The organism is Halosimplex aquaticum, from assembly GCF_028747785.1.
In the GTDB taxonomy this organism is placed as follows: domain Archaea; phylum Halobacteriota; class Halobacteria; order Halobacteriales; family Haloarculaceae; genus Halosimplex; species Halosimplex aquaticum.
Genome location: NZ_CP118158.1, coordinates 3,656,598 through 3,680,638, shown reverse-complemented (window position 1 = coordinate 3,680,638; position 24,041 = coordinate 3,656,598). Strand labels below are relative to the sequence as shown.

Sequence of the window (24,041 nt, the reverse complement as noted above, 5' to 3'; positions counted from 1 at the left end):
GCCCGCTTTGTGGCTGGTATGCTGCAGTCGCTGCCGACGTCGGTCTTTCGCCGGATTCTCGGCCTGTTTCCCTGGCAACAAGCCTACCTCGTCCTGACGGTCGTCGGCTCGCTTGCCGTCGCCCGGTACCTCACCCCCGGCGAGTGGCGGTGGGGTGATCGGTTCCGACGACGCTGGGTACTCGGCGTCCCCTGGGGGACGCTACTGACGGTTCTGGGAGTCCTGCTCGTGTACTGGGTGATCCAGGGCGGGTGGGCCCACCCCCGGAATCCGATGGTCATCCCCTTCCGGTCGTGGTCGTACTTCTACCCGCTCGGGACCCTCGTCGCCGGGTTCGCGCACAACGGCGTCGGCCACATCACCGGGAACCTGACGGGGACGCTCCTGTTCGCGCCGATCGTCGAGTACTACGTGGGCCACTACCCCCACGAGCGGGGATCGGAGTCGTTCGCGACGCCGCTGACGAACCCGTTCGTCCGCGTGCTCGCCGTGCCCGCCGGGTCGATTCTCGCCGGCGTCTTCACCGGGATATTCTCGCTCGGCCCCGTGATCGGCTTCTCCGGCGTCGTCTACGCCTACGTCGGTTTCGGGATGGTGACCCGGCCGCTGCTCACGGTGTTCGTCCTCGTCGGCGAGCGGGCGGTCGACCTGGTGTACTCCGCGTTGCGGAACCCGCTCGTCACCCGGCAGCCGCGACCGAGTTTCAACTCGCCGTGGTGGGCGGACATCGCGATCCAGGGCCACGCGATCGGGATCCTCCTGGGCGTCTGCGTCGGGATCGCGCTGCTCGCACACCGAGAGGACTACCCGAACCCGCTGTACCTCTGGTTCGCCGCGCTGGTCCTCGGTATCCGCCAGTCGCTGTGGGCGATATTCACCCCGCTGGGTTCGAACACGTACGTGCTCTTCCGCGCGATCGGGGTCGGGACCGTCTTCGTGTTCGCCGCGCTGATCGCGATCGGCGCGTCCGCGTCGAACCGCTCGCTGGTCCCCCAGATCGGCGACACGGGATCGGGCCGACTGACTCGCGGCACGGCTGTCCGTGTGCTCGTCGCCGCGCTCGTCGTGCTCAGCGCGGCCGCGGTCCCGTTCGGGCTGACGGCCATCTCCGGCGACCTCCCCGCGGACACCGCCACCGTCGAGGTCCGTGACTACACCGTCACGTACGTCGAGGGCGTCCCAAACCAGTACGTCTCGCTGGTCAACGAGTACCTCTTCGCGGAGTCCCAGGAGATCCAGTCCAGCGGGGTCGTGGTCTTCAGCGAGGAACGGCGGGTGTGGATCGAGGCCGTCTCGAAAGGGCAACTGGCCCACAGCGGCGGCGCGACGGTCAGAGTGGGCGGGCTTGGCTGGCGGGAGGCCGTGTACGCGAACCGCGTCGGGTGGTCGGTGGCCGGTAACGGGTCGGCCTACAAGGTCAGACTCCGTGAAAAGGGCGAGCAGGCGGAGCTCGCGTACGTATCCGATCCGGTCCGCGCGGCGCCGACGATAGCCGGGCGGAACGTCTCCATCGCCCCTGTCTCGGCGGGCTTCGAGGTGGTCGTCACCGAGAACGGGTCGGTCCTCGGCCGGGCGCCGATACCGGACAAGTCCAACGAAACGAGCGTCGGCGGCCTGACCCTCGAACGCGAGGGTCAGGACCTGTTCGCCGTCCACAACCGCACCAGAGTGCAGGTGGCCCAGAAGTCGGTCCCGCGGGCGCGACGGAACTGATCGGTGACCGGGGAACGGTATCGGGAGCCGCGACTCAGCCTGCCGCTGGTGAAGGTGCTATTTCGACCGCGTCAATCGTCGCCCCAGGCGATCCGGAACACTTCCACGTCGATCGTCTGGGAGGCCGAGTCGTGGAACTCGAACTGCCGCGGGAGGTCGAGTTCGGCGGCGAAGGCGTGGGTGACGGTCCCGCCGTTGTCGGCCGCGAACGACTCGACGAAGTCCTCGCTGCCCGCGTTGTGGATCGAGTAGGACACGTCGCTTATCTCGGCCGCGGTGGCGAGGAACCCGCGGTCGGCGTGTTCGTTCCCGGACTGCGCGCCGAACGGCGGGTTCATCACGACGGTCGTCGGGCCGTCGGGGGCCAGCGGGACCGCGGTGGCGTCGCCCCGGACCCACTCGACGTCGGCGTGAGCCGCGACCCGGCGCTCGTTCGCCCGGGCGGTCGCGAGCGGATCGGGGTCGAGGTCGACGCCGACGGCCGTCTTCGGCCCCCGGAGCACCGCGCCGAGCGCGAGCATCCCCGTTCCCGTCCCGAGGTCGACGACGACCCTGTCCTCGATGTCGCCGTGGAGATCGGCCGTGTGTATCAGATGGGCGGCGATGTCGGGCGGCGTCCGGTACTGTTCGAGGTCAACCCGCGGGTCCTCGAATCCCGCGACGACCGCCAGCTGCTGCGCGAGGCGCGTCTTGGTGCTCATCGGTCCCCCCGAGTCGACTGTCGGCCCGCTCGTCCCGTGTCGGTCATCGGTCACAATATCTATCGCGTATGCAAAAACGTTGTCGAATAACCAATAGTAATTCCCTTCCGATCGGTCGACCCGTGCCGGACAGCAGTTACCAGGTGTCGTGGAAGGTGTCGAACTCCAGGGCCTCCAGCGGTTCCTCGCCGATAGCGATGCGGTACTCCTGGGGGGTGAGCATCGGCTGTTTGAACTGCGGGCCGTCGTCGGTCGTGATCCGCGGACAGCCGGTGTTGACGTAGGCGTCGAGCCCGAAGTTCGTCAGTCGGTCGGGCGTCACCTCGTCCATGGTGATGAGGTAGGCGTCGTCGTTCTCCTCGACGATCTCCTGTGCGATCTCCCAGCGGCCCTGGCCGATCTTGGTGCAGAAGATGACGCCCCACTCGTCGGCGTCCATCGCGCGGTGGACGGCGCCGTAGCGCTGCTTCATGAACTTCTCCGTGTCGGCCACCGAGACGGCGTTGTTGACGGGGTCGGCGATGACGACGTGTTTGTCGGGGTGTTCCATCGCGAGGCCGAGCGGGTGGAACTTGCCGCCGCCGACGTAGAGCATCTGGTCGGCGTCGACGTCGGCGCTGGCGTAGTTGCAGCCGAGCACCTGCCCCTCGTGGGTGAGCCGCTCGTCGCCCTTGCGCGTGTGAACGGTGTAGCCGCGCTCCTCCAGCCACGAGCGCATCTCGTCGAACTTGTTCATGTGCTGGGCGGTCGTCACGAGGCCCACGTCGGGGTCCTCGTCGGCCGCGGCCAGCTGTTCGTCGACCGCGCGCTCCATGATCGGGAAGACGTCGACGTTCGAGAAGAGGGGGACGTAGATGATCTTGTCCGACTCCTTCATCGGACTGTGGCCGAAGTGGACGAACACGTCGGTTCGGCGCATCAGGTAGGTGTCGAGGTCGCAGGCGCCGTAGCAGGGCTGGCCCGAGATCATGACGCTCACGTCGTCGGGCAGTTCCGAGCGGAGGTCGTCGGCGACGCGCGGGCCCCGCCGTTTGAGGCCCTCCGGGAACTGCAGGCCGACGGTCTCGGCGTCCCGTTCGGCGACGGCTTCGACGATTCGGTCCAGTTCGTAATCCCACTCGCGGTCGTGACGGAGCGACATCCCCGTCTTGGTGAGGTCTCCCTCGGTTCGTTCCGGCGATTCCTGGCTCATTGGGCCCTCGTACCCGCTGGCGGGGTAAAACCCCCGCGGTCCGGAGCCGGTGCTGTGACGCCGTGACAGCCGCGGCTCTCGGAGGCTACGTAGCTACCGACCGGACGGCGGTCGGGGGCTCGGGGCCCGGGTCAGGGGTCCTCGATGGAGAGCGTGTCGTCGCCGCTCCCCGACCGGGTGAGCGCCGAGACGATGTGGTCCTGGAATCGGAGAAAGCCGAACACCAGCACGGCGAGCAACCCACCGACCACTAGTTCAGACACCATGTCCCACCGTTCGGGGGCCGGTCGGAAAAGCCCTCGGACACCAGCGAACCCCGCCGGTCTCGACCGCTCGCGGCGACCGAATCGCGGCCGAACCGCTCGCGCGAGTCACACTTATTCGACCGGGCCGGGTAGTGTCGGCCGATGGACCTCTCCGTCGCGTCGATCCTCCGGATGGCGGTCGTGTTCGTCGTTTCAGCCGCGTTCGCGACCGGCTGCGCGGTCGCGGTCACCAGGCTCGCCGTTCGCACCCGCTTCTTTTCGGTGCACGAGCGGATACCGGACACCTGGCACGGGCGGCGAGTGAACCACGACGACCGCGAGGACAACGGGCTCAACCCCGTATTCCTGGCCCTCCTGGCCTTCTGGATCTCGTTCGCGGTCGCGATGAACACGTTAGACGGACTGCTCGGCGGGTAGCGCCGGTCGCGTCGCGGTCGTATCGCGACGGGGCTCGGCCGCCGTCGTCGCGCCCGTTCAGCCGCCGAAGCTTTGCCGCTCGGGGACGCACCGACAGGCGTGACTATCCGCTCGTGGGCGACGGCGACAGTCAACTTCCTCCTCGGAGCACTGGGGTTGTACCTCGCGCTCGTCCCCGCGTTCACGGTTGCGTACGCTGCCGTCACCGGCGCGACGCTCTTCGCACAGCTGCCCCAGACGGCCGCGGTCGTCGTCGCCGTCGGCGGGAGCTACCCGTTCGTCGCCGGCGACTGGTCGTCCCGTCGGCTCCTCGTCTTCGTCGTCGCGCTCTACGTCGCCAGCGGCGCGGCGGGGCTCGCTGGGCTCGCCGTCCTCCGCTCGCTGGAGGTCTCGCTCCCGTCGGCGGTCGTCGCCCGCGCAGGTGCGCTCGCGCTGGCGTACCCGCTCGCCCTCGCGGCGGCGTTTCGCGACCGGGTACGCCGGCGACTCGGGCTCCGCCCCGTCGACGCGACCGATTCGCAGTGGCGGTGAAGCGGTCGTTTCCGTCGGTCCCGCGCGGAGTCGGCACCTTGAAAACCGCGAGGCACCAAACGTGAGTAGAATGAGCATCGAGACCGACGCGACGCGGACCGACGCCGGCGAGGACCTGGACGCGCTGGCCCGCGAACTCGGCGAACGGATCGCCGAGATGCCCCTCTACGAACGCTACCAGGAGGCCAAGGAGGAGGTCGAGGCCGACGAGGAACTCCAGGAGGAGATCCGCGAGTTCGAGCAGATCCGCGAGGAGTTCATGCTCGCGCGCCAGACCGGCGAGGCCACCCGCGATGACCTCCGGACCCTGCAGGACGCCCAGGAGGAACTCCACGAGAAGCCGAAGATGTCCGAGTACCTCGAAGTGCAGAACGAGCTCGAACTGCGCCTGCAGGAACTCAACGAGATCATCTCCGATCCGCTCACCGTCGACTTCGGCGGCAAAGCCGGCGGCTGCTGCGAGGACTGACGGTAGCGACGGCCGTTTTTTTCGTTCGTCGTCAGGCGGTCGAACCCGACTCAACGCGGTCCGCGAGATTCCTCCGGAGTGACCCGTTCGTAAAGGCTTAATCGCGGCCGTTCGCAGGGTGGTCTATGACAACGGATCCCGACTGGGGACAGACCTCGGACAGCGACTGGGGCGACTGGCTGCCGCGTGCGATCGAGGACGCGTCGCCGGACACCGTCGCCGTCTGGTACCTCGGCTGTAACGGGTTCGCCCTGAAAGCGAGCGACGGGACGACGGTCTTCATCGATCCGTACGTCGGCACCGGACGACCGCCGCGGACGATCCGGATGATCCCGGTCCCGTTCGACCCCGAGGACGTCGCAGAGGCAGACGCCATCTTCGGAACGCACGAACACGTCGACCACGTGCACGGGCCGAGCCAGGGGCCGATCCTCGCGAACACGGGCGCGGACTACTACACCACCGACTCCGGCCACGAGGTGATCGCCGAGGAGGACTGGACCGGCCACTGGGAGGTGAGCGACGACCAGTTGAACGAGATCAGCGAGGGCGACACGATCGAGGTCGGCGAATTCACCGTCCACGTCGAACCCGCCAACGACCCCGACGCCGAACACCCGGTGTCGCTCGTCTTCGAGCACGAAGCGGGGACGTTCTTCCACGGCGGGGACGCCCGACCCGGCGAGTTCGAACAGATCGGGGAGTCCTACGACATCGACGTGGGTGCGCTGGCGTTCGGCGCCATCGGGAACATCCCGGACAAGGAGACGGGCGAACCCGTCCGGACCCAGTGGTACAACGACGAGAACATGATCGTCGAGGCCGCGAACAACCTGCGACTGGACACGCTGGTTCCGACCCACTGGGACATGTGGAAGGGGATGACCACCGAGCCGACGGTCCTCCACAACCACGCGGCGAGTTTCGACTCGCCGAAGTCGCTCGAGATCGTCGAGATCGGCGACCGGTTCGACCTCTAAGCTCCCGACCGCCGCCCTCGGACGCCCCTGCCGTCCGATCAGTTATCGGCGGAAATCCCGCCCGTTCTCACCTCTCGACAGAAATGACGGACCCCGGACAATAAGTATCATTAAGTTGGTCGCTAAACGAGGGAGAACACATGAGCGATTCACAGCAATACGAGAAGGTCTCGGTCTCCGCCCACGGGGTGACGGTGGACAAGCGGTTCGAGGAGGACGAGTTCCCTGTGCCGGCGATCGCCTTCGAGATCCAGTCCGTGCGCTCGGAGACGGTGACGGTGACCCTCGTCGACGACGTGCCCGAAGACGTGGCCGTCGAGGACCTGGGCTTCCACCCGGAGTACGGGAGCGAGTACTGGACCATCGACGAGGACCAGATCACCTTCGAGCGCGAACTCGAGGCGGGCGCGGAGTACACGACGGTCTACGGGATCCGCGCGACGGGGACGGACAACGTCGAGCAGTTCCTCACCCAACCGCGGATCGAGCAGGTCGACCCGCCGCTGGAGGACGGCGGAGGCGGCCCCGTGGTCGACGAGCAGGGCAGCGACGTCGTCCGCGACGTCATCTCGGGCGACAGCGACGCCGTCCCCGGCCTCGACGATGCCGACGACGCCGACGAGGGCGACGACGTGGAGACCCTGGACCTGAAGGACCCGAACGAGCCCGCCGACTCCGGCGGGTCGTCCGGGTCGAGCGGGTCGCCGAGCGGCTCCTCGGGCGGCTCTTCCGGCGGTGGCGTCTCGCTCGACGACGCGGACGTGGACACGCTCGTCGGTGCGCTCGCGACGGAGATCCGCAACCAGAACGTCGACGCCGAGGACGTCAAACTGCTCCGGAAGGCGTTCGACCTGGCCGACGACTCGGGCGGCAGCGTCGACGCGCGCATCCAGCACCTCCAGACCGAGGTGTCGGACCTCCTCGCCTACACGGGTGCCCTGGAGGAGTTCCTCGACGAGAACGGCACGGGCGACGAGATCATCGACGAGTTCCGCGAGCAGGTCGAGTCCTTCGAGTCCGAACTGCAGGACGTCCGCGACATGGCCTCCGGACACGACGAGGCGCTGTCGAGCGTCGAGGGCAGCGTCGCGGAGGTCGAGTCCTCGATGGAGTCGCTCCAGTCGGACATGGACGAGTTGCTGTCGGAGGTCGAGGCCGTCCAGAGCGACGTCGAGACCGTCGAGTCGTCCGTCGACGACGTCGAGGGCGACGTCGACGACCTCGAACAGCAGATCGGCGACATCGACGTCGAGGACGTCAAGTCCGACATCGAGGACATCAACGACGAGATCGAGGAGCTCGAGGAGTGGCGCGAACAGCTCTCCTCGGTCATCGGCGGGAGCTAACGGCCGCGGTACCGACGGCGCGAACCGGCGAAACCGGCGGAGATCGGACTCGTTTTACGGCCCGCTCGCGTGGCGAACACCAATGACGACCGTCAGCGTCGCCGTGCCGCGGAAGGGACGACCGCTCGAAGCCGTTCTCGACCGACTGGCCGACGAGACGGGCGTCGCCGGGCTCGCCGACGACGTGATCTCGACGCTCAGATACGAGAAAGCGGTCACGAAGGGCGACCAGTCTGCGACCGGCGACGTCTACGAGCGACTCGCGACCTACAGCGACGACGCCGACCCGCACGCGCCGGAGTACACCCTCGTCCGGGACGCCCGCCAGGGGATGCCCCGGCGCATCGTCTTCGACAGCGTCGCCGTCCCGGTCGACGACGACCTCACGCTCCGCCTTGTCGGCCGCGAGGAGCCGTTCCGCGCGCTCCGGAAACACGAGATGCCGCTCGGGTTCGACAGCGCCGACCTCTTCCTCGAAGAAGTCGTCGAACTCCGCGAGGAACCGCTGGCGGAACTGGGCGACGTGAACGAGCGCGTCGACCCGCGGGACACGGACGTCCGCCTCGTGGCCGGTCTCGGGGACACCGTCTGGCACTCGCTGCTGGCGACGCCCGAGGTGGCCGGTGAGCAGGAGGCGGACCTGACGCGAGAGTTCGTGGACGACTACGAGGGCGAACTCTGCATCTCGCCGCGGTACGAACGACTGGTGGAGGGCGTACTCGGGACGGAAGCGACCGAGGGGGTCGACTTCTGCTATCCGGACGACGGCCAGTCGGAAGAAGCCGCCATCGCCGAGACCGGCATCGGGGTCTACCTCACCGTCTCGGGGTCGACGGCGCGAGACCACGGGCTCGAAGTCGGCGAACAGCTGTTCCCGAGCGAAACGGTACTGCTGAGAAGCGAACCCGAGGTCACGGACGCGGTCGAACGCGTGGCCGACCTGCTCGTCACCGCCGAGACGGGGACGCGACTGGTCACGCAGTGACGGTCACCGGCGCGCGAGGCGTTACTCGTTTTCGTCTTCGTCGCCCTCTCCGGTCTCTTCGACCGCGATGACGTCCAGCGGCACGTCCCGCAGGGCACCGCCGACGTCACTCTTGGCGATGCGCTCGGCGTGTTCCTCGCTCTCGGCGTTGAACACGTCCATCTCCAGGACGAGCCCCACCAGGGCCGTGTCGGCGGCGATGTACGCCGAGTCGAACGGTTCCCCGCAGGCGGGACAGTTCGTCGCGCCGACCCCGACCTCGACGTAGTCCATGTCCTGCTGGTTGAGCCGCTTGCCGGCCTCGCTGATGGCGACGCCGATAGCGTCGTCGATGTTCTCGACGTCGTGAACCAACCAGGCAGCTTCCATGACTACGATGTAGTTCATACACCCCACTCGGCGTTTCTCCGTAATCCTGTTTTTGATCCGCGGACGACAACATCGACCGAGACCCCCCGCTCGCCCGGTGCGCACGTGACTGGAATCATGGTCATAACTTATGACGATAGCCGTCCGTACCAAGCCGACCGTTACCTCGATCGGCTCGTCTGACTCGATTCGACCGGACAGATCGCTGACGATCGCTAATCGCACGACTGCGGCGGGGTAATCCATCACGATCGATTATCAACCGCGCGTCGCCGGGGGGAAGGCTTATGTACCGAGACCGCTGGAGGAAAGTCACACCACGATGCGTTCCACTCTGAACCGTGCAGTCGTGTTCGCACTGTACCAGTTGACCCTGTTCGCCGGAATCCTGCTGTTGCCACTGGCGCTCGCCATGCGGAAAGTCGGGTTCACGCTCCCGGCCCACCGCGCCGTCAGCCGTATCAACGACAAGTACGAGGAACTGGACAAGCGAACCGCCTAATCGACGGGTATCCCCCTTTTTCGGTGTCGTCACGGCCGCTCGGAGCGTCTGCGATCGCCGGACGCCGACGACCGAGAACGACCGAAGAGATGGTTTTATCAGCACAGGACTGATACCCGACAACCATGCGCGACCCATCCGCCGGTTCGGAGTTCTCGAAAAATCTGCAGCGTCACGACGCCGGGATCCCCGACCCGACCGAACCCGAGATCGGTTCGTTCCCCGACGAGTCCCCGCAGGGCGACCAGAGCAAGGTCGCCGAGACCGGGACGACGACCATCGGCATCACGGCCGAAGACGGCGTCATCATCGCGACGGACATGCGCGCCTCGCTGGGCGGCCGCTTCGTCTCGAACAAGACCGTCCAGAAGGTCGAGCAGATCCACCCGACTGCCGCGCTGACGCTCGTCGGCTCCGTCGGCGGCGCCCAGTCGTTCATCCGCTCGCTCCGCGCCGAGGTCGACCTCTTCGAGGCCCGTCGCGGCGAGGACATGAGCATGACCGCCCTCTCGACGCTCGCGGGTAACTTCGCCCGCGGCGGCCCGTTCTTCGCCATCAACCCGATCCTCGGCGGCATCGACGAGGAGGGGAGCCACGTCTACTCCATCGACCCGGCCGGCGGCGTCATGGAGGACGAGTACACCGTCACCGGTTCCGGGCTCACCGTCGCCTACGGGACGCTCGAAGACCGCTACGAGGACGGCATGAACCTCGACGAGGCCCGTAGCGCCGCCGTCGCCGGCGTCCGCGCGGCCGCCGAGCGCGACACCGGCTCCGGCAACGGCGTCTACATCGCCGAGGTCACCGGTGAGGGCGTCGACATCGAGGGCTACCCGAACTTCGAAGGCGTCGAGTAATCCGCCGCAGTTCTCTCGTTTTCACGTCGAGTAGCGGCCGCGCCGGGGAGGCCCCGTACGATCGCTCGTGCCGCCGTGCGCGACCGACAGCCGCTACGATTAATGGGGGCCGCGCCGTGGGACGGATATGGATCTGTTCGGGACCGCGGGCATCCGCGGCGATGCGCAGACGAAGGTCACGCCGGAACTCGCGCTGGCCGTCGGACGGGCGGTCGGCGCCGACGGCGACTCGTTCGTCCTCGGACGCGACGGCCGCACCACGGGCGAGGGGCTGGCCGCCGCGGTCGAGGCGGGGCTGTTGAGCGCCGGTGCGGACGTGACGCGGATCGGTCAGGTGCCGACGCCGACCCTCGCCTACGCCGCCCAGCACCGCCGCGGCGTCATGCTGACCGCGAGCCACAACCCGCCCCAGGACAACGGGATCAAGCTCTTCGCCGACGGCCAGGAGTACGACGACGCCGGCGAAGCGCGGATCGAGCGCCGCGTCGACGACGACCAAGCGCCCGTCCCCTGGGACGAGTGGGGGTCGACCGAGCGGGCAGACGTGCTCGGCGCCTACCGCGACGCCGTCGCGGAGTTCGCCCGGGGCTACGGCGAACCGCTCGACGGGCTGGAGGTGGCCGTCGACTGCGGGAACGGCGTGGCCAGCGTCGCCACGCCGCAGGTGCTCCGGGCGCTCGGCGCGGACGTGACTGCGATCAACGCCAACGTCGACGGCCACTTCCCCGGGCGCGAGAGCAAGCCGACGGCCGAGAGCCTCCGCGACCTCCGCTCGTACGTCGCCGAGGGCGGCGCTCAGCTGGGGATCGGTCACGACGGCGACGGCGACCGGATCGTCGTCGTCGACGCGAGCGGCGAGGTCGTCCACGAGGACACCGTCGTCGCCATCCTCGCGGAGCACTACGTGGCCGAGAGCGACGCCGGCGACCCGGTGGTCGTCACCACGCCGAACGCCTCGGCGCGGATCGACGAGCGCGTCCGCGGCGCGGGCGGCCGCGTCGAGCGCGTCCGGCTCGGCGCCCTCCACGAGGGGATCGCCGCCGCACGCGAGGACGGCAGCGAGGACACCGAGGTCGTCTTCGCCGCCGAGCCCTGGAAACACATCCACACCGCCCTGGGCGGGTGGATCGACGGCGTCGCCAGCGCGGCCGTTCTGGCGCGGCTCGTCTCCGGTCCCGGCCTCGCCGTGCTGCGCGACCCCGTGAACGAGCGCCCCTATCGCAAGACGAACGTCGACTGCCCCGACGACCGCAAGGACGCGGCGATGGACCTGGTCGCCGAGCGCCTGCCCCGGGAGTTCCCCGATGCGACCGTCGACACCGAGTACGGCGTCAGACTGGAACTCCCGGACGGGTCGTGGACGCTCGTCCGCCCCAGCGGCACGGAACCGTACCTCCGCGTCTACGCCGAGAGCGAGGACGTCTCGGCGCTCGTCGAGACCGTCGCCGGCGTCGTGCGCGGCGCCGTCGACGACGCATGATCGGGCCTGAGTAGTCCGCTCGGTCCGTCCAAAACGGCAGGTGTGCCGCGGCCGCTGGCTATTAGTCCCGACCGCCCCTCTCCCCGGTCATGAGCGAGTTACTCGACGCGGCCCGCGACGCGGTCGACGCCGCGTTCGCACCCTACTCCGACTACGCGGTCGGCGCGGCGCTCCGGACGGCCGACGGGAGCGTCTACACAGGCTGTAACATCGAGATCGCCAACTACAGCAACAGCCTCCACGCCGAGGAGGTCGCGCTCGGCTCGGCGGTCAGGGACGGCCACCGGGAGTTCGATCGCATCGCCGTCTCCTCGGCCGCCGAGGACGGCGTGACGCCGTGCGGGATGTGCCGTCAGTCGCTCGCGGAGTTCTGCGACGAGTCGTTCGTCGTCGTCTGCGAGGGCGAGGACGGCCCCGTCGAGTACGAACTCGGCGAGTTGCTCCCCGAGACGATCACCCGGGAGATGGTCGAGCGATGAACGGAGACGACGACGCGTTCGAGACGGGCTCCGACGCGGGCGCCTCGAACGACGTCCCCGACAGCGAGGACCCGAACGAGGAGGAGCAGTACCACCTCGAAGTCGGCCCCGGCGACGTGGCCGAGAGCGTGCTCCTGCCCGGCAATCCCGAGCGCGTCGAGAAGATCACCGACGGCTGGGACGACCACGAGGTCGTCGCCGAACACCGGGAGTACCGGACCGCGACGGGCACCTACGACGAGACGCCCATCTCGGTCACCTCGACGGGCATCGGGTCGCCCTCGGCGGCCATCGCCGTCGAGGAACTCGCCCGCGTGGGCGCCGACACGCTCCTCCGGGTCGGATCCTGCGGCGCGATCCGCGAGGAAGCCTCCGTGGGTGACCTGGTCATCACGACCGGCGCGGTCCGCCAGGAAGGAACCAGCAAGGAGTACGTCCGCGAGGACTACCCCGCGAGCGCGGACGACCGGGTCGTCGGCGCGCTCGTCGCCGCCGCCGAACGACTGGACTACGACTACCACCTCGGCGTCACCGCCACGACCGACAGCTTCTACGCCGGGCAGGGCCGGCCCGGATTCGAGGGCTTCGAGGCCGCCGGCAGCGACGAGCTCGTCGAGAACCTCCGTGAGGCGGGCGTCCTCAACTTCGAGATGGAGGCCGGCGCGGTGCTGACGCTCGCGAACCTCTACGGCCTCCGGGCGGGTGCGGTCTGTACCGTCTACGCGAACAGGGTCACCGGCGAGTTCCGGACCGAGGGCGAGCGAAAGGCCGCAAAAGTAGCCAGCGAAGCCGTCTCGATCCTCGCGGACATGGACGACGCAGCCGAGGAGGCCGGCGCCGACCGCTGGCATCCGGGCCTGGGCCTCGGCGGGGAGTGACCGCGCCGTTCGATCCTCCGAACGGGCGTCTCACTCGGCTTCGTCTTCGGCGGGCGGGGACTCGTGGCCGTCGGTCTCGGGCGCCTCGTCGGGAGCCGTCTCCCGCACTTCGACGCTGTCGATCCGGGCGCCGTCGACCTCCTCGACGGTGAACTGGTAGCCGTCGACGGCCACCTGGTCGCCGACCTCCGGGGCGCGGCCCAGCCTGTCGAGGACGTACCCCCCCACCGTGCCGACGTCGACGGAATCGAACTCGACGTCGAGCGCGTCTTCGACCTCGGAGAGGACGACGGCACCGTCGACGCGGTAGGTCCCGTCGGCCTGGCGGTCGAGCGTCGGCTCGCGCTCGTCGACGTCGAACTCGTCGCGGATGTCGCCGACGACCTGCTCGACGACGTCTTCGACGGTCGCGACCCCCTCGAAGGAGCCCCACTCGTCGATCACGCCGGCCATCTGGCTCTGTTCGGTCTGGAACTCGGTCAGGAGGTCGTCGACGGCCCCGGTCTCGGGGATCAGCGGCATCTCCCGCGTGAGGTCGCCCGCGGTGATCTCGGCGTCGGGGTCGGCGGTCTCGCTCGCCCGCAGGACGTCTTTGACGTCGAGGAACCCGACGACCTGATCCTGGTCGTCCGCTTCGAGGACGGGGTAGCGCGTGTGGCCTTCCTCGACGATCTGCGTGCGGAGTTCCGACAGCGGGGTGTCCGAGGTGACGCTCACCACGTCGGGTCGGGGGACCATGACCTCGCGGACGGAGATGTCGTCGAGTTCGAAGACGCGCTCGATCATCTCCACCTCGTTCGCGTCGACGTGGCCCTTGCTACCCGAGCGGGTGAGAACGGTCAGAATCTCCTCCTCTGACAGGGTCTCCTCGGTCTCGGAGGCCGGCGGGACGCCGATGAGTCGCGTGAAGTAGTTCGCCGTCCCGTTGAGGACGACCAGTCCGGGGATGAAGATGTAGTAGAAGAACTTCATCGGCGGGGAGACGAACAGCGCGATCTGCTCTGCCCGCGCGATAGCGATGGTCTTCGGCGCGAGTTCGCCGAAGACGACGTGCAGGAACGTGATGAACGCGAACCCGATCCCGACGGCGACGAGGTGGATCAGGTTCTCGGGGAGGACGGCGCCGAGGATCGGTTCGATCAGCGACGCGACGGCCGGTTCGCCTATCCAGCCGAGGCTCAGCGAGGCCAGCGTGATCCCGAGCTGTGTCACCGCCAGGTAGTCGTCGAGGTTGTCGAGAGCGTCACGCAGCAGCTCGGCGCCGCTCCGGCCCTCCGCGACCATCTGGTCGACTGCCGACGAGCGGACGCGGACGTACGCGAACTCCGAGGCGACGAAGAAGCCGTTCAGTGCGACTAGAAATAGCGCGGCGAGTAGCCGTCCCGTCGAGAACAGGAGGTCTACCATCGACCGCTCCGTGACTGCATTCTCTGGGCTCGCTGCTGGTACATGCCCCCTCGTAGGAAGGGGGCGCCGTTAACGGTGATGGCTCCGCCGGGTCGGAGGGGGCGATAGCTCGGCGTCTGCTCAGTTCGGCGTGCTTGTTTAGCGGTTGTTTCTGTAGGTTCGGTTGTGGACTGAAGTCGAGTCGGAGCGACCGCAAGATACACTGAGAGTCGAAAGCCCTCGGCGCGCTCGCTCACGGGTCGCTTCGCTCCCCGTTCGCAATCGAGGGCTCCCTTCGGTCGCCCTCGTACTCGCGCGGCTTCGTCGCGGCAGGGAGGCCGCGACAGCGCGCGCCACCGCAGTTGGTCACTTTGCGGACTGTACTGAGCATCCGCGCGAACGAAGTGAGCGCGGTTCACGCGGCCGAGCGTAGCGAGGCCGCGCTTTTTCACCCATGTTTTTGGTCGGGGGTGCCCGCAGCGAACGCAGTGAGCGAGGACACCCCCCGGCGAAAAAGATGGTTACATATCGGGCCAGGCGTCGAGCGCGTTGCCGACGCCGGAGACGTCGGCGATCCAGCGGGCCGCGATGCCCTTCTTGAGGATCTCGGCGGGTTTGCCGCCGAAGGTGGACAGCGGGAAGTACTTCACGTCGTGGGCGACGGCCTTCTCGCCGACGGAGACGACGGTCCCCTTGTCGTCGTAGGTCCACTCGGTGAGCGGCTGCCCCTTGACGCGGCGCGCGAGGTTCTCGCCGGCGACCTCGGCGGCCTGCCAGGCGGCCTGGGCGGTCGGCGGCGCGGGGTCGTCGCCGGGCTGGTCGACGATGGCGGCGTCACCGATGGCGAACACGCGGTCGTCGTCGGTCTCGAAGGTCATGTCGGAGAAGATGCGGTTGCTCCGCTCGTCCTTGTCGACGTTCGCGTCGGCGACGGCCTCGCGGCCGGTGATGCCGCCGGTCCAGATCAGGACGTCGTAGTCCATCTCGGTGTCGTCGCCGACGTAGACGGTCTCCTCGTCGACCTCGCCGATGAACTCGCCGGTATGGATGTTCACGTCGGCCGCTTCGAGGCGCTTGCGGAGCGCGCCCTGGAGTTCGGGGTCGCTGTTGGGTAGGATGCGGTCGAGCCCTTCGACGAGTTCGATCTCGACGTTGGCGCCGTAGTCGTCGCGGTACTCGGCGATCTCGCCGGCGGTCTGGATACCCGAGAGGCCGGCGCCGCCGACGACGACCGTGGCGGGGTCGTCGCGGGTCGCGGCCGCGGCCGCCTCCGAGACGGCGTCGTGGATCGAGAGGGCGTCGTCGAGGCTCTTCAGGGTGAGGGCGTACTCTCTGAGACCGTCGATGCCGAAGAAGGCGGTGCGCGAGCCGATGCCGACGAGGAGGTAGTCGTACTCGACGTCCTCGGCGTCTTCGAGTTCGACGACGCGCTCGTCGGTGTCGACGCCGTCGACGGTCGCCTGCAGGAACGTCGTCGAGGGGTCTTTGATCTCACCGACGGGGATGGTGATCTTCTCGCGGACGCTGGGGTCGCGGATGCAGCGGTGGGACTCGTGGAGGACGAGGTGGTAGTCCACGTCCGAGATCCAGGTGACGTTGGCCCGTCCGTCGAGGTGTGACTCGAGGCTCTTGACCGCACCCGCGCCCGCGTATCCGGACCCGAGCACGACGACGTTTTCGTTCATACCGCCGATTCGGTAGGCGGGTGATACAAAGGCTTTGAAACGGTCCCGAGGATCGGCGGATCTCGGCCGTTTCCATCATGAATATAGAGGATCGACCGCCGGCAACGGGTCACTTCGAGAGAGCGTTCGAACGTGAGTCGGGAAAACGGAGCGACGAGGTCGCTCCTCGCGTCAGTGTTCGGGTTCGCCCGCCGGCGCGCGCATGTCGTCGATGGTGAGGATGAGCTTGTTGTTCGTGTCGTCTTTCCCTTCGAGCGTGCCGATGATCTGGAGCTTCGAGAGCGGGGTCGGCCCGACGGTGATCGTGTCTCCCTCGTGGAAGTCGGCGATGGAACCTTGGAGTTTGATCTCCGCGCGGCACTGTTCGGGGTGGTGGACGCTGGTGAGGTCGATCTCCTCGACGTTCGCGTCGGGGATGTCCTCGCCGTTGTGGGCCAGCGGGACGTCCGCGGCCTGGTCCATGTCCTGGATCTGGAGGGCGTCGTAGGCGGTCGCCGTCGGCTTGTAGCCGCCCTTCGGGCCGGGGACGCCCTCGACCAGCTGCAGGGCCTTCAGACTCTGCATCTGGTTGCGGATAGTGCCGGGGTTACGATCCACCTTCTCGGCGATATCCTCCCCTTTCACTGCGTTCTCGGACTCCCGATAGAGATTGACGAGCTCCTGCAGGATGTTTTTCTGGCTGGGCGTCAACTCGATTGATGACATACTCTCGATTTGGTCATTGATTTTATTAAAGCCGGCGGTGGACCGCCGTGACGGCGGGAAATTTCGCCGTCTTCAGGGACCGATTTCGACGCCGTCCGGTACGCTCTCACCCCGAAGCCACTCTCTGACCGACATTAGACAGCGGTTATTTAATACGATCCGGCCGGCATCGGCGAGTATGCAAGGACGACGCGTTCTGGTCACAGGCGGCGCCGGGTTCATCGGCTCGAACCTCGCCAACTCCCTCGCGGAGGACAACGAGGTACTCGCGCTGGACGACGGGTACCTCGGGACGCCCGAGAACCTCGACGACACCGTAGAGTTCGTCGAGGCGAGCGTACTGGACGACGACCTCCCCACGGACGTGGACGTCGTCTTCCACCTCGCGGCGCTCTCGTCGTACGCGATGCACGAGGAGGACCCCACCCGCGGCGCGCGCGTCAACGTCGAGGGGTTCGTCAACACCGTCGACCAGGCGCGCCAGGACGGCTGCGACACCGTGGTCTACGCGTCGACCTCCTCAATCTACGGCGACCGGACCGAGCCCTCCCCGGAGGACATGGACGTGACCGTCAACACCGGCTACGAGGCGTCGAAGCTCGCGCGCGAGCGCTACGCCGAGTACTTCGCCAATCACTACGACCTGTCGATGGCGGGGATGCGATTTTTCTCCGTCTACCAGGGCATGGAAGAGGGAGCCGAGGAGCACAAGGGCGAGTACGCCAACCTCATCGCGCAGTTCGCCGACGACATCGCCAACGGCCGTCGGCCCGAGATCTGGGGCGACGGCTCCCAGACGCGGGACTTCACGCACGTCGACGACATCGTCCGCGGACTGGAACTCGCCGCCGACCACGAACTGACCGGCGTCTACAACCTCGGCACGGGCGAGCAGTACAGCTTCGACCACCTCGTCGAGGCCCTCAACGAGGCGCTCGGGACGGACGTCGAACCGGTCTACGAGGACAACCCCATCCCCGAGGAGGTCTACGTCCACGACACGATGGCCGACGCGTCGAAGATGCGCGAGGCGACCGGCTGGCAGCCCCGGATATCCTTCGAAGAGGGCGTCGAGCGGGTCTGCCGACAGTATCGGTAGCGACCGTTCACCGTCCAGAATCGGGACAGTTCGCGATCTTCCGTTCCCGGGATGGGTGCCGTCCCCGACCGTTTTGCCGTTCGCCTCCGAACCCCGCGTATGGACCGACCAGTGCGCGTGTTCGGCGTGCCGATGGACCTGGGCGCCGACAGGCGCGGCGTCGACATGGGACCGTCGGCGATCCGCTACGGGGGCCTCACCGACGAACTCGAATCGCTCGGGATCGACTGCGAGGACGGCGGCAACCTCGCGGTCCCCAGTCCGTCCCAGACCGACCCCGAGTCGGGCCGTCCCCCGGACGGGCGCGCGAAGTATCTCGCGGCCACCGAGGAGGTCTGCCGCCGGCTCGCCGACGAGGTGGCGGGCGCCGTCGACGACAGGCGGGTCCCGCTCGTCCTCGGCGGTGACCACTCCATCGCCATCGGGACGGTCGGCGGCGTCGCGCGCGACCGCGACCTCGGCGTCGTCTGGTTCGACGCGCACGGCGACTTCAACACGCCGGAGACGACTCCCAGCGGGAACGTCCACGGTATGTCGGTCGCCGCGATCCTCGGCCGGGGCTCGTTCGCCGGCAGCGACTGGGCCGAGGCGTCCGGCGTCGACCCCGAAAACGTCGCCATCGTCGGCCTCCGCAGCGTCGACGACGAGGAGGCCGCCGCGCTCCGCGAGAGCGACGTGACGGCGTTTACGATGACGGACGTCGACCAACGCGGACTCCCCGACGTGACGCGCGAGGCGATCGGCGTCGCCGCGGACGGCACGGACGGCGTCCACGTCAGCCTCGACATGGACTTCCTCGATCCAACCGAGGCCCCCGGCGTCGGCACGCCGGTCCGCGGTGGGGCCTCCTACCGGGAGGGTCACACCGCCATGGAGATCGTCTCGCGAAAACTGGGACGCGATCTCGCGTCGATGGAGATCGTCGAGGTCAACCCCATCCTCGACGACCACAACCGGACCGCCGAACTCGCCGTCGAACTCGCGGCCAGCGGCCTCGGAAAGCGGGTCCTCTGAGTCGACCCCGCCGTTTCTGCGCCGATACTTCCCGTCAGGAGCGACGGACGAGCGCCGCGAGGACCAGCGCGGTCCCGGCGAGGAGCACTGCGAGCGGTCCGAAGCCGGGACCCAGTCCGTCGGTCGAACCGTCGACGGTACCGCCCGCGGTCGTCCCGTTCGGTCCCGCGGTGCCGGTCGCGGCGGCGGTTCCGTTCGGCGCGACAGTACCCGACTCGTCGGGGGTCGCCGTCGGCGTTTCCTCACCGCGAAGCGTCGGCGGCGGGAGCTCCGTCGTCGCGACGGGGTCCGGGGTCGGCGTGGGCGTCGGCGTCACCGTCGGGGTGTCGGTCGGCGTGGCGGTCGGGACCGGCGTCCCCTCGATGTCGTCGGCGGACTGCAGGTCGACGGTGAGATACTGCGGGTCCCGCGGCGGGTTCGAACTGTCGCCGGAGAGCAGGACCCGCCCGGCCGTGTGGACCGCATCGCCGTCGATACTGTAGGGGCTGTCGTCGGCCGGGTAATCGAACCGGCCGTCGCCGTCGGAATCGCGGTGGAGCGCGAGGACGACGGTCTGGCTGTCGGTCAACCGCTTGTCGAGCGAGACGTACGTGTGGTGGACGCCCGATTGGAGGTACCCCGACCGACCGATCAGGTTCTCGTGGGTGACCTGTTCGTCCGGCGGAACGGCGTAGGCCGCGACGAATCCGCCGTCTTCGAGCGCCGCGGTCACGCCCTCGATACTCGTCGCCTCATCGGTGCTCGGGCTCTGGTACTCCTGGAACCAGATCGCCGTCTCCGGCGCGTCGCCGGTGGTCAACAGCGTCTTCGACCCGTCGACCTCTGCGGTCGAGAGGGTCAGTCGCGCGTCCTCCGGCGCGTCCGAGAGGTCGACCGTCGTCGAGAACGACCCGTCGGCGTTGACCGTCGTCTGCGCCTGCGTCTCGAAGTCGTCGTCGATGGCCGCGACATCGAAGGTGAGTCGGCTGTGCGGCGCCAGCGACGTCTCGCCGGCGATGGTCTGCCCGGACGCGGCCTCGCGACGGATCGCCTCGCCGGCGGGGTCGTACGTGACGTGGCGCTCCAAGACCGCGAAGTCGACGCCGCTGATCGCGTTCGAGTCGACGAGGTGCGAGCCGTCGAACACGGACACGCTGGCTCGACCGAACTCCCGGTCGCCCCATCCGTCGGCGCTCTCGTAGGCCGCCCGTCGCAGGTCGACGGTGAGGTAGAGCGTCTCGTTGGTGGCGTCGGGGATCACCTGCATCGAACCGTCGTCGAGGCTGGCCGGCACGTCCACGACCGGCGCGCACCCGTCGCGGCCGTCGATCGTGAGATCCAGCGCCTGTCCGCTCGCTCCGCTGCGCTCGACAGTGAGGAAGTTCTCCTCGGCGGTCTCGCCGCCCTGGGCCGCCAGCAGCCCGTAGAGGCCGCTCGCGTTCAGGCGGTAGACCATCGTGTCCCCGAGCGCGGGCGCAGGACCGTCGCCGGTCGCCAGCGGGTCCGAGACGACGCCGGATTCGAGACCCTCGGTGACGTCACGGCTCGTACTGATGTTCTCGAAGCGGTCGCCGGGCGCGCGCAGGAGGGTCAGGTCGCCCACGGACGGGTCGTCGATAGTCAGGCGCTTCGTCACCGTCTCCGACCCGCGTTCGATGGTCACGTCGTAGGCGCCGACGGGCATCGGCGCGCCCGTGACGGCGTCGCGGCTGTCGACCGCCACGCGGTCGTTGTCGCCGGCCGTGTAGGCCAGTCCCGCGACGGCCGAGTCGTTGCCGGCGAGGTAGGTGTTGAGATACAGCGTCGCCGGCTTCCGGCCGTCGTTGTTCGCGAAGGTGAGCGTCACGTCGAACTCGCCGTCGACCGATTGGATCCGGATCGTGCCGGTTCGGCTCCGCGCGATGCCGGTCTCGATCGCCGCGATGTCGCCGCGCGCGACGTGCATGTGTGGCGCGTCCGGGTAGCTCTCCCTGGAGGGGCCGTTCGCGGTCGCCGCGTCCGCACCCGCGGAGTCCGCGGTCGCCGCCGATCCGCCGCCCGCGACCGCCGCCGCGGACGGACAGGTAGTGCGATTCTCGACGGACGGACTCCCGGCGTTCGCGTCGGCCGGTCCCGGTGACCCGGCCGCGAACGCCGGTACCCCGGCCGCGGCCACGACGGCCATCGCGAGCACGAACACGACGCCGTACGTCGACACTGCGCGTCTTCCGAACCTCGTGAATTCCGACTGGTCCCCCATTACTGTGTGGGACTGCACGCGACTCTGACAAATGTCTTGTGACGTTTCACCGCCGAGGGCGGTTCTCCCCGGTGAAACGCTCGAAAAGAGATCTCGCCGTTCAGACGCGCTCTCCCTCGCGTCTTCGACAGCCGCGTCGAGCTCCCGCTATTCTTCGTCCGCGTCGATGTCTTCGACCGATTCGGGGATCACGTCGACCGTCGCGACCTGGTCGCCGTCTTCGACCCGCATCACGACGACGCCCTTCGTGTTTCGGCCGACCTCGCTCACGTCGCCGGCGCGGATCCGCATGATCTGGCCCGCCTCGCTCATGATGAGGAGGTGGTCGTCGTCGGCGACGGCCTTGACCGTGCTGACGGGTCCGTTGCGCTCGTCGGTCTTGATGTCGATGAGCCCCTTGCCGTACCGCGACTGCCGGCGGTACTCCGAGAGGGGCGTCCGCTTGCCGTACCCGTTGCGGGTGACGGTCAGCAGACAGCGGTCGTCGTCCTTGTCGGCGGCGACCATGCCGGCGACGCGGTCGTCGCCCTGCAGTTCGATACCGCCGACGCCGCGGGCGTTGCGGCCCATCTCGCGGGCCTCGCTCTCGTCGAAGCGGATGGTCATCCCCTGCTCGGTGGCGATGATCAGGTCTTTCGTCCGGTCGGTGACTTCCACGTCGACGAGTTCGTCGCCCGCTTCGAGGTCGGCGGCGATGATGCCCGTCGAGAGGATGTTCTCGAAGTCCTCCGCGTTGGTGCGCTTGACGTAGCCGTTGCGCGTGACCATCGCGATGGACTCCTCGGGCTCGAACTCGTCGGTGTTGACGACGGCGGTGATCTCCTCGCCGTCGTCGAAGTCGATGAGGTTGACCGCGGACTTCCCGCGGGCCGTCCGGCTCATCTCCGGGATCTCGTAGGTCTTGAGCTTGTAGACCTGCCCCTGGTTGGTGAAACAGAGCAGGTAGTCGTGGGTGTTGGCCCGGAAGACCTTCGAGACGCGGTCGCCCTCCTTGGGGTCGGCGCCGATGATGCCCTTGCCGCCGCGACCCTGGGGGTCGAAGCGGTCGATGGGCATCCGCTTGATGTAGTCGTCCTCGGTGATGACGACGGCGACGTCCTCCTCGGGGATGAGGTCCTCGTTGGTGATCTCGTCGCTCTGGACGAAGTTCGTCCGGCGCTCGTCGTCGTACTCGTCTTTGATCGCCTGGAGCTCCTCCTTGATGACCGCGAGGAGCTCGGACTCGTCTTCGAGGATCGTGTTCAGGCGCTCGATCTCCGCCTGGAGGTCCTCGTACTCGCTCTCGATCTCCGCGGCCTCCATCGAGGTGAGCGACCCGAGCTGCATCCTGACGATGTGGTCGGCCTGGTCGCCCGAGAAGTCGAAGGCCGTCTGCTCGTCGAGGTGCTCGAACTCCGCGTCCAGTTCCGCGAGGTCGACCTCGCCGCGGAGCGCGGCCTTCGCCTGGTCGCGGTCCTCGCTGTTGCGGATGAGGTCGACGACCGCGTCGACCTGCTCTAAGGCCTTCAGCCGGCCTTCGAGGATGTGCGCGCGGTCCTCGGCCTCGGCGAGTTCGTACTCGGAGCGCCGGCGGACGACCTCCTTGCGGTGGTCGAGGTACTCCTCGAGGGTCTCCTTGAGCGTCAGCACCCGGGGCTGGCCGTCGACCAGCGCGAGGTTGATGACGCCGAAGGTCGACTCGAGGTGGTGTTTCGTCAGCTGGTTCTCGACGAGGTCGATGTTGGCGCCGCGCTTGAGGTCGATGACGACGCGGACGCCGTTGCGGTCGGACTCGTCGCGCAGGTCCGAGACGCCCTCGATCTTCCCCTCGTTGACGTCCTCGGCGATGCGTTCGACCATCCGCGCCTTGTTCTCCTGGAAGGGGATCTCCGTGACGACGATCCGGCCCTCGTCGCGCTGGAGCTCGTACTTCGCGCGGACGGTGACGCGTCCGCGGCCGGTCGCGTACGCGGAGTAGACGGCTTCCCGCCCGACGATCGTGCCGCCGGTCGGGAAGTCGGGCCCCTTGATCGGGCCGGCGGTGCCGTTGCCGCGCTCGTCGCGGGTGTCGACGAGGTCGTCCACGTCGCAGTCGGGGTCGTCGATGAGGTGGACGACGGCGTCGACCACCTCGCCGAGGTTGTGCGGCGGGATGTTCGTCGACATCCCGACGGCGATGCCGGAGGAGCCGTTGACGAGGAGGTTCGGCACCTTCGCGGGCAGGACCTCGGGTTCGGTGAGGCGGTCGTCGTAGTTGGACTGGAAGTCGACGGTGTCCTTCTCGATGTCCGCGAGCATCTCCTCGGCGATGTCGGCCATCCGTGCCTCGGTGTAGCGCATGGCGGCCGCGGGGTCGCCGTCCATCGAGCCGAAGTTGCCCTGCCCGTCGACCAGGGGGTAGCGCATCGAGAAGTCCTGGGCCATCCGGACGAGCGTGTCGTAGATGGGGCTGTCGCCGTGGGGGTGGTAGTCACCCATCGTCTCGCCGACGATTGAGGAACACTTCCGGTGGGAGGTGTTGCTCGTCACGCCCATCTCGTGCATCGCGTAGAGGATGCGCCGGTGGACGGGCTTGAGCCCGTCGCGCACGTCCGGGAGGGCGCGGCCGGCGATGACGCTCATCGCGTAGTCGATGTAACTCTGCTCCATCTCGTTCTCGACGCGGACGCGGTCGACTTCCGCGGCCGGCGTCACGTCGTCTGTGTCGGGTACGTCTGAACTCATGGTGTCACCGTGGTGTTTTCTCCGGTGGTGTCAGTCGGGGTCCGGGATTGCGTCGGCGTGCGGCCC

23 protein-coding genes are annotated in these 24,041 nt (G+C 68.2%); 14 read left to right on the top strand and 9 right to left on the bottom strand.

Annotated elements, in window-relative coordinates:
* Nucleotides 1-18 precede the first annotated feature (18 nt).
* Nucleotides 19-1,713, top strand: coding sequence for a rhomboid family intramembrane serine protease (locus tag PSC72_RS18285; RefSeq protein ID WP_274322860.1), 1,695 nt, complete (start codon nucleotides 19-21; stop codon nucleotides 1,711-1,713).
* Nucleotides 1,714-1,784: 71 nt separating this feature from the next.
* Here the strand turns inward: PSC72_RS18285 and PSC72_RS18280 are convergent, their stop codons facing one another.
* The 3 genes from PSC72_RS18280 to PSC72_RS18270 form a co-directional block, all read right to left on the bottom strand.
* Nucleotides 1,785-2,414, bottom strand: a complete 630-nt coding sequence (locus PSC72_RS18280) for an METTL5 family protein (RefSeq protein ID WP_274322859.1) — start codon at nucleotides 2,412-2,414, stop codon at nucleotides 1,785-1,787.
* Between the two features lie 136 nt (nucleotides 2,415-2,550).
* Nucleotides 2,551-3,606: a diphthamide biosynthesis enzyme Dph2 gene (gene dph2, locus PSC72_RS18275; RefSeq protein ID WP_274322858.1), complete on the bottom strand. Its 1,056-nt coding sequence runs from the start codon at nucleotides 3,604-3,606 to the stop codon at nucleotides 2,551-2,553.
* A 131-nt stretch (nucleotides 3,607-3,737) separates the two neighbouring features.
* The gene (locus PSC72_RS18270; RefSeq protein WP_274322857.1) at nucleotides 3,738-3,872 is read right to left on the bottom strand and encodes a hypothetical protein; all 135 of its coding nucleotides are present in this window, start codon (nucleotides 3,870-3,872) and stop codon (nucleotides 3,738-3,740) included.
* 141 nt (nucleotides 3,873-4,013) lie between these two features.
* Here PSC72_RS18270 and PSC72_RS18265 point away from each other — a divergent pair, with 141 nt between their 5' ends.
* The 6 genes from PSC72_RS18265 to PSC72_RS18240 all read left to right on the top strand — a co-directional run bounded on the left by PSC72_RS18265 (nucleotide 4,014) and on the right by PSC72_RS18240 (nucleotide 8,600).
* The gene (locus PSC72_RS18265) at nucleotides 4,014-4,289 is read left to right on the top strand and encodes a hypothetical protein (RefSeq protein WP_274322856.1); all 276 of its coding nucleotides are present in this window, start codon (nucleotides 4,014-4,016) and stop codon (nucleotides 4,287-4,289) included.
* 99 nt (nucleotides 4,290-4,388) lie between these two features.
* Nucleotides 4,389-4,820, top strand: a complete 432-nt coding sequence (locus PSC72_RS18260; protein ID WP_274322855.1) for a hypothetical protein — start codon at nucleotides 4,389-4,391, stop codon at nucleotides 4,818-4,820.
* A 70-nt stretch (nucleotides 4,821-4,890) separates the two neighbouring features.
* Nucleotides 4,891-5,289, top strand: a complete 399-nt coding sequence (locus PSC72_RS18255; RefSeq protein ID WP_274322854.1) for a YlbF family regulator — start codon at nucleotides 4,891-4,893, stop codon at nucleotides 5,287-5,289.
* A 125-nt stretch (nucleotides 5,290-5,414) separates the two neighbouring features.
* Nucleotides 5,415-6,269 carry an MBL fold metallo-hydrolase gene (locus tag PSC72_RS18250; RefSeq protein ID WP_274322853.1) on the top strand — a complete coding sequence of 285 codons (855 nt, stop codon included), beginning with the start codon at nucleotides 5,415-5,417 and terminating at the stop codon, nucleotides 6,267-6,269.
* A gap of 140 nt (nucleotides 6,270-6,409) precedes the next feature.
* Entirely contained in the window at nucleotides 6,410-7,615 is a 1,206-nt protein-coding gene (locus tag PSC72_RS18245; protein WP_274322852.1) for a hypothetical protein, read from the top strand.
* Nucleotides 7,616-7,697: 82 nt separating this feature from the next.
* Nucleotides 7,698-8,600 (top strand): hypothetical protein, encoded by a 903-nt coding sequence (locus tag PSC72_RS18240; protein ID WP_274322851.1) that lies wholly within the window; start codon nucleotides 7,698-7,700, stop codon nucleotides 8,598-8,600.
* 21 nt (nucleotides 8,601-8,621) lie between these two features.
* On the opposite strand, the gene PSC72_RS18235 is transcribed toward PSC72_RS18240, so the two are convergent.
* Entirely contained in the window at nucleotides 8,622-8,987 is a 366-nt protein-coding gene (locus PSC72_RS18235) for a DUF555 domain-containing protein (RefSeq protein ID WP_274322850.1), read from the bottom strand.
* Between the two features lie 304 nt (nucleotides 8,988-9,291).
* On the opposite strand from PSC72_RS18235, the gene PSC72_RS18230 reads away from it, so the two are divergent.
* The 5 genes from PSC72_RS18230 (at nucleotide 9,292) to PSC72_RS18210 (ending at nucleotide 13,165) form a co-directional block, all read left to right on the top strand.
* Nucleotides 9,292-9,471 carry a hypothetical protein gene (locus tag PSC72_RS18230; protein ID WP_274322849.1) on the top strand — a complete coding sequence of 60 codons (180 nt, stop codon included), beginning with the start codon at nucleotides 9,292-9,294 and terminating at the stop codon, nucleotides 9,469-9,471.
* Between the two features lie 125 nt (nucleotides 9,472-9,596).
* Complete coding sequence (gene psmB / locus PSC72_RS18225) at nucleotides 9,597-10,328, top strand: archaeal proteasome endopeptidase complex subunit beta (protein ID WP_274322848.1); 732 nt, start codon at nucleotides 9,597-9,599, stop codon at nucleotides 10,326-10,328.
* 127 nt (nucleotides 10,329-10,455) lie between these two features.
* Nucleotides 10,456-11,808 carry a phosphopentomutase/phosphoglucosamine mutase gene (locus tag PSC72_RS18220; protein ID WP_274322847.1) on the top strand — a complete coding sequence of 451 codons (1,353 nt, stop codon included), beginning with the start codon at nucleotides 10,456-10,458 and terminating at the stop codon, nucleotides 11,806-11,808.
* Nucleotides 11,809-11,897: 89 nt separating this feature from the next.
* Nucleotides 11,898-12,287 carry a cytidine deaminase gene (cdd, locus tag PSC72_RS18215; protein WP_274322846.1) on the top strand — a complete coding sequence of 130 codons (390 nt, stop codon included), beginning with the start codon at nucleotides 11,898-11,900 and terminating at the stop codon, nucleotides 12,285-12,287.
* Nucleotides 12,284-13,165: a nucleoside phosphorylase gene (locus tag PSC72_RS18210; RefSeq protein ID WP_274322845.1), complete on the top strand. Its 882-nt coding sequence runs from the start codon at nucleotides 12,284-12,286 to the stop codon at nucleotides 13,163-13,165. The genes cdd and PSC72_RS18210 overlap by 4 nt, the downstream gene beginning before the upstream one ends.
* Before the next feature lie 30 nt (nucleotides 13,166-13,195).
* Here PSC72_RS18210 and PSC72_RS18205 read toward each other — a convergent pair whose 3' ends face one another.
* The 3 genes from PSC72_RS18205 to PSC72_RS18195 all read right to left on the bottom strand — a co-directional run bounded on the left by PSC72_RS18205 (nucleotide 13,196) and on the right by PSC72_RS18195 (nucleotide 16,941).
* Complete coding sequence (locus PSC72_RS18205) at nucleotides 13,196-14,572, bottom strand: hemolysin family protein (protein WP_274322844.1); 1,377 nt, start codon at nucleotides 14,570-14,572, stop codon at nucleotides 13,196-13,198.
* 500 nt (nucleotides 14,573-15,072) lie between these two features.
* Nucleotides 15,073-16,236: an NAD(P)/FAD-dependent oxidoreductase gene (locus tag PSC72_RS18200; protein ID WP_274322843.1), complete on the bottom strand. Its 1,164-nt coding sequence runs from the start codon at nucleotides 16,234-16,236 to the stop codon at nucleotides 15,073-15,075.
* A gap of 171 nt (nucleotides 16,237-16,407) precedes the next feature.
* A complete protein-coding gene (locus tag PSC72_RS18195; protein WP_274322842.1) occupies nucleotides 16,408-16,941 on the bottom strand; it encodes an HTH domain-containing protein in 534 nt (177 codons plus the stop codon).
* A 178-nt stretch (nucleotides 16,942-17,119) separates the two neighbouring features.
* Here PSC72_RS18195 and PSC72_RS18190 point away from each other — a divergent pair, with 178 nt between their 5' ends.
* Together PSC72_RS18190 and rocF are read left to right on the top strand one after the other, a co-directional pair.
* Nucleotides 17,120-18,040: an NAD-dependent epimerase/dehydratase family protein gene (locus PSC72_RS18190; RefSeq protein WP_274322841.1), complete on the top strand. Its 921-nt coding sequence runs from the start codon at nucleotides 17,120-17,122 to the stop codon at nucleotides 18,038-18,040.
* Between the two features lie 99 nt (nucleotides 18,041-18,139).
* Nucleotides 18,140-19,054: an arginase gene (gene rocF, locus PSC72_RS18185; protein WP_274322840.1), complete on the top strand. Its 915-nt coding sequence runs from the start codon at nucleotides 18,140-18,142 to the stop codon at nucleotides 19,052-19,054.
* Nucleotides 19,055-19,088: 34 nt separating this feature from the next.
* On the opposite strand, the gene PSC72_RS18180 is transcribed toward rocF, so the two are convergent.
* Together PSC72_RS18180 and gyrA are read right to left on the bottom strand one after the other, a co-directional pair.
* Nucleotides 19,089-21,272, bottom strand: a complete 2,184-nt coding sequence (locus PSC72_RS18180) for a DUF7282 domain-containing protein (protein WP_274322839.1) — start codon at nucleotides 21,270-21,272, stop codon at nucleotides 19,089-19,091.
* A gap of 147 nt (nucleotides 21,273-21,419) precedes the next feature.
* Nucleotides 21,420-23,975, bottom strand: coding sequence for a DNA gyrase subunit A (gyrA, locus tag PSC72_RS18175; RefSeq protein WP_274322838.1), 2,556 nt, complete (start codon nucleotides 23,973-23,975; stop codon nucleotides 21,420-21,422).
* Nucleotides 23,976-24,041: the final 66 nt, after the last annotated feature.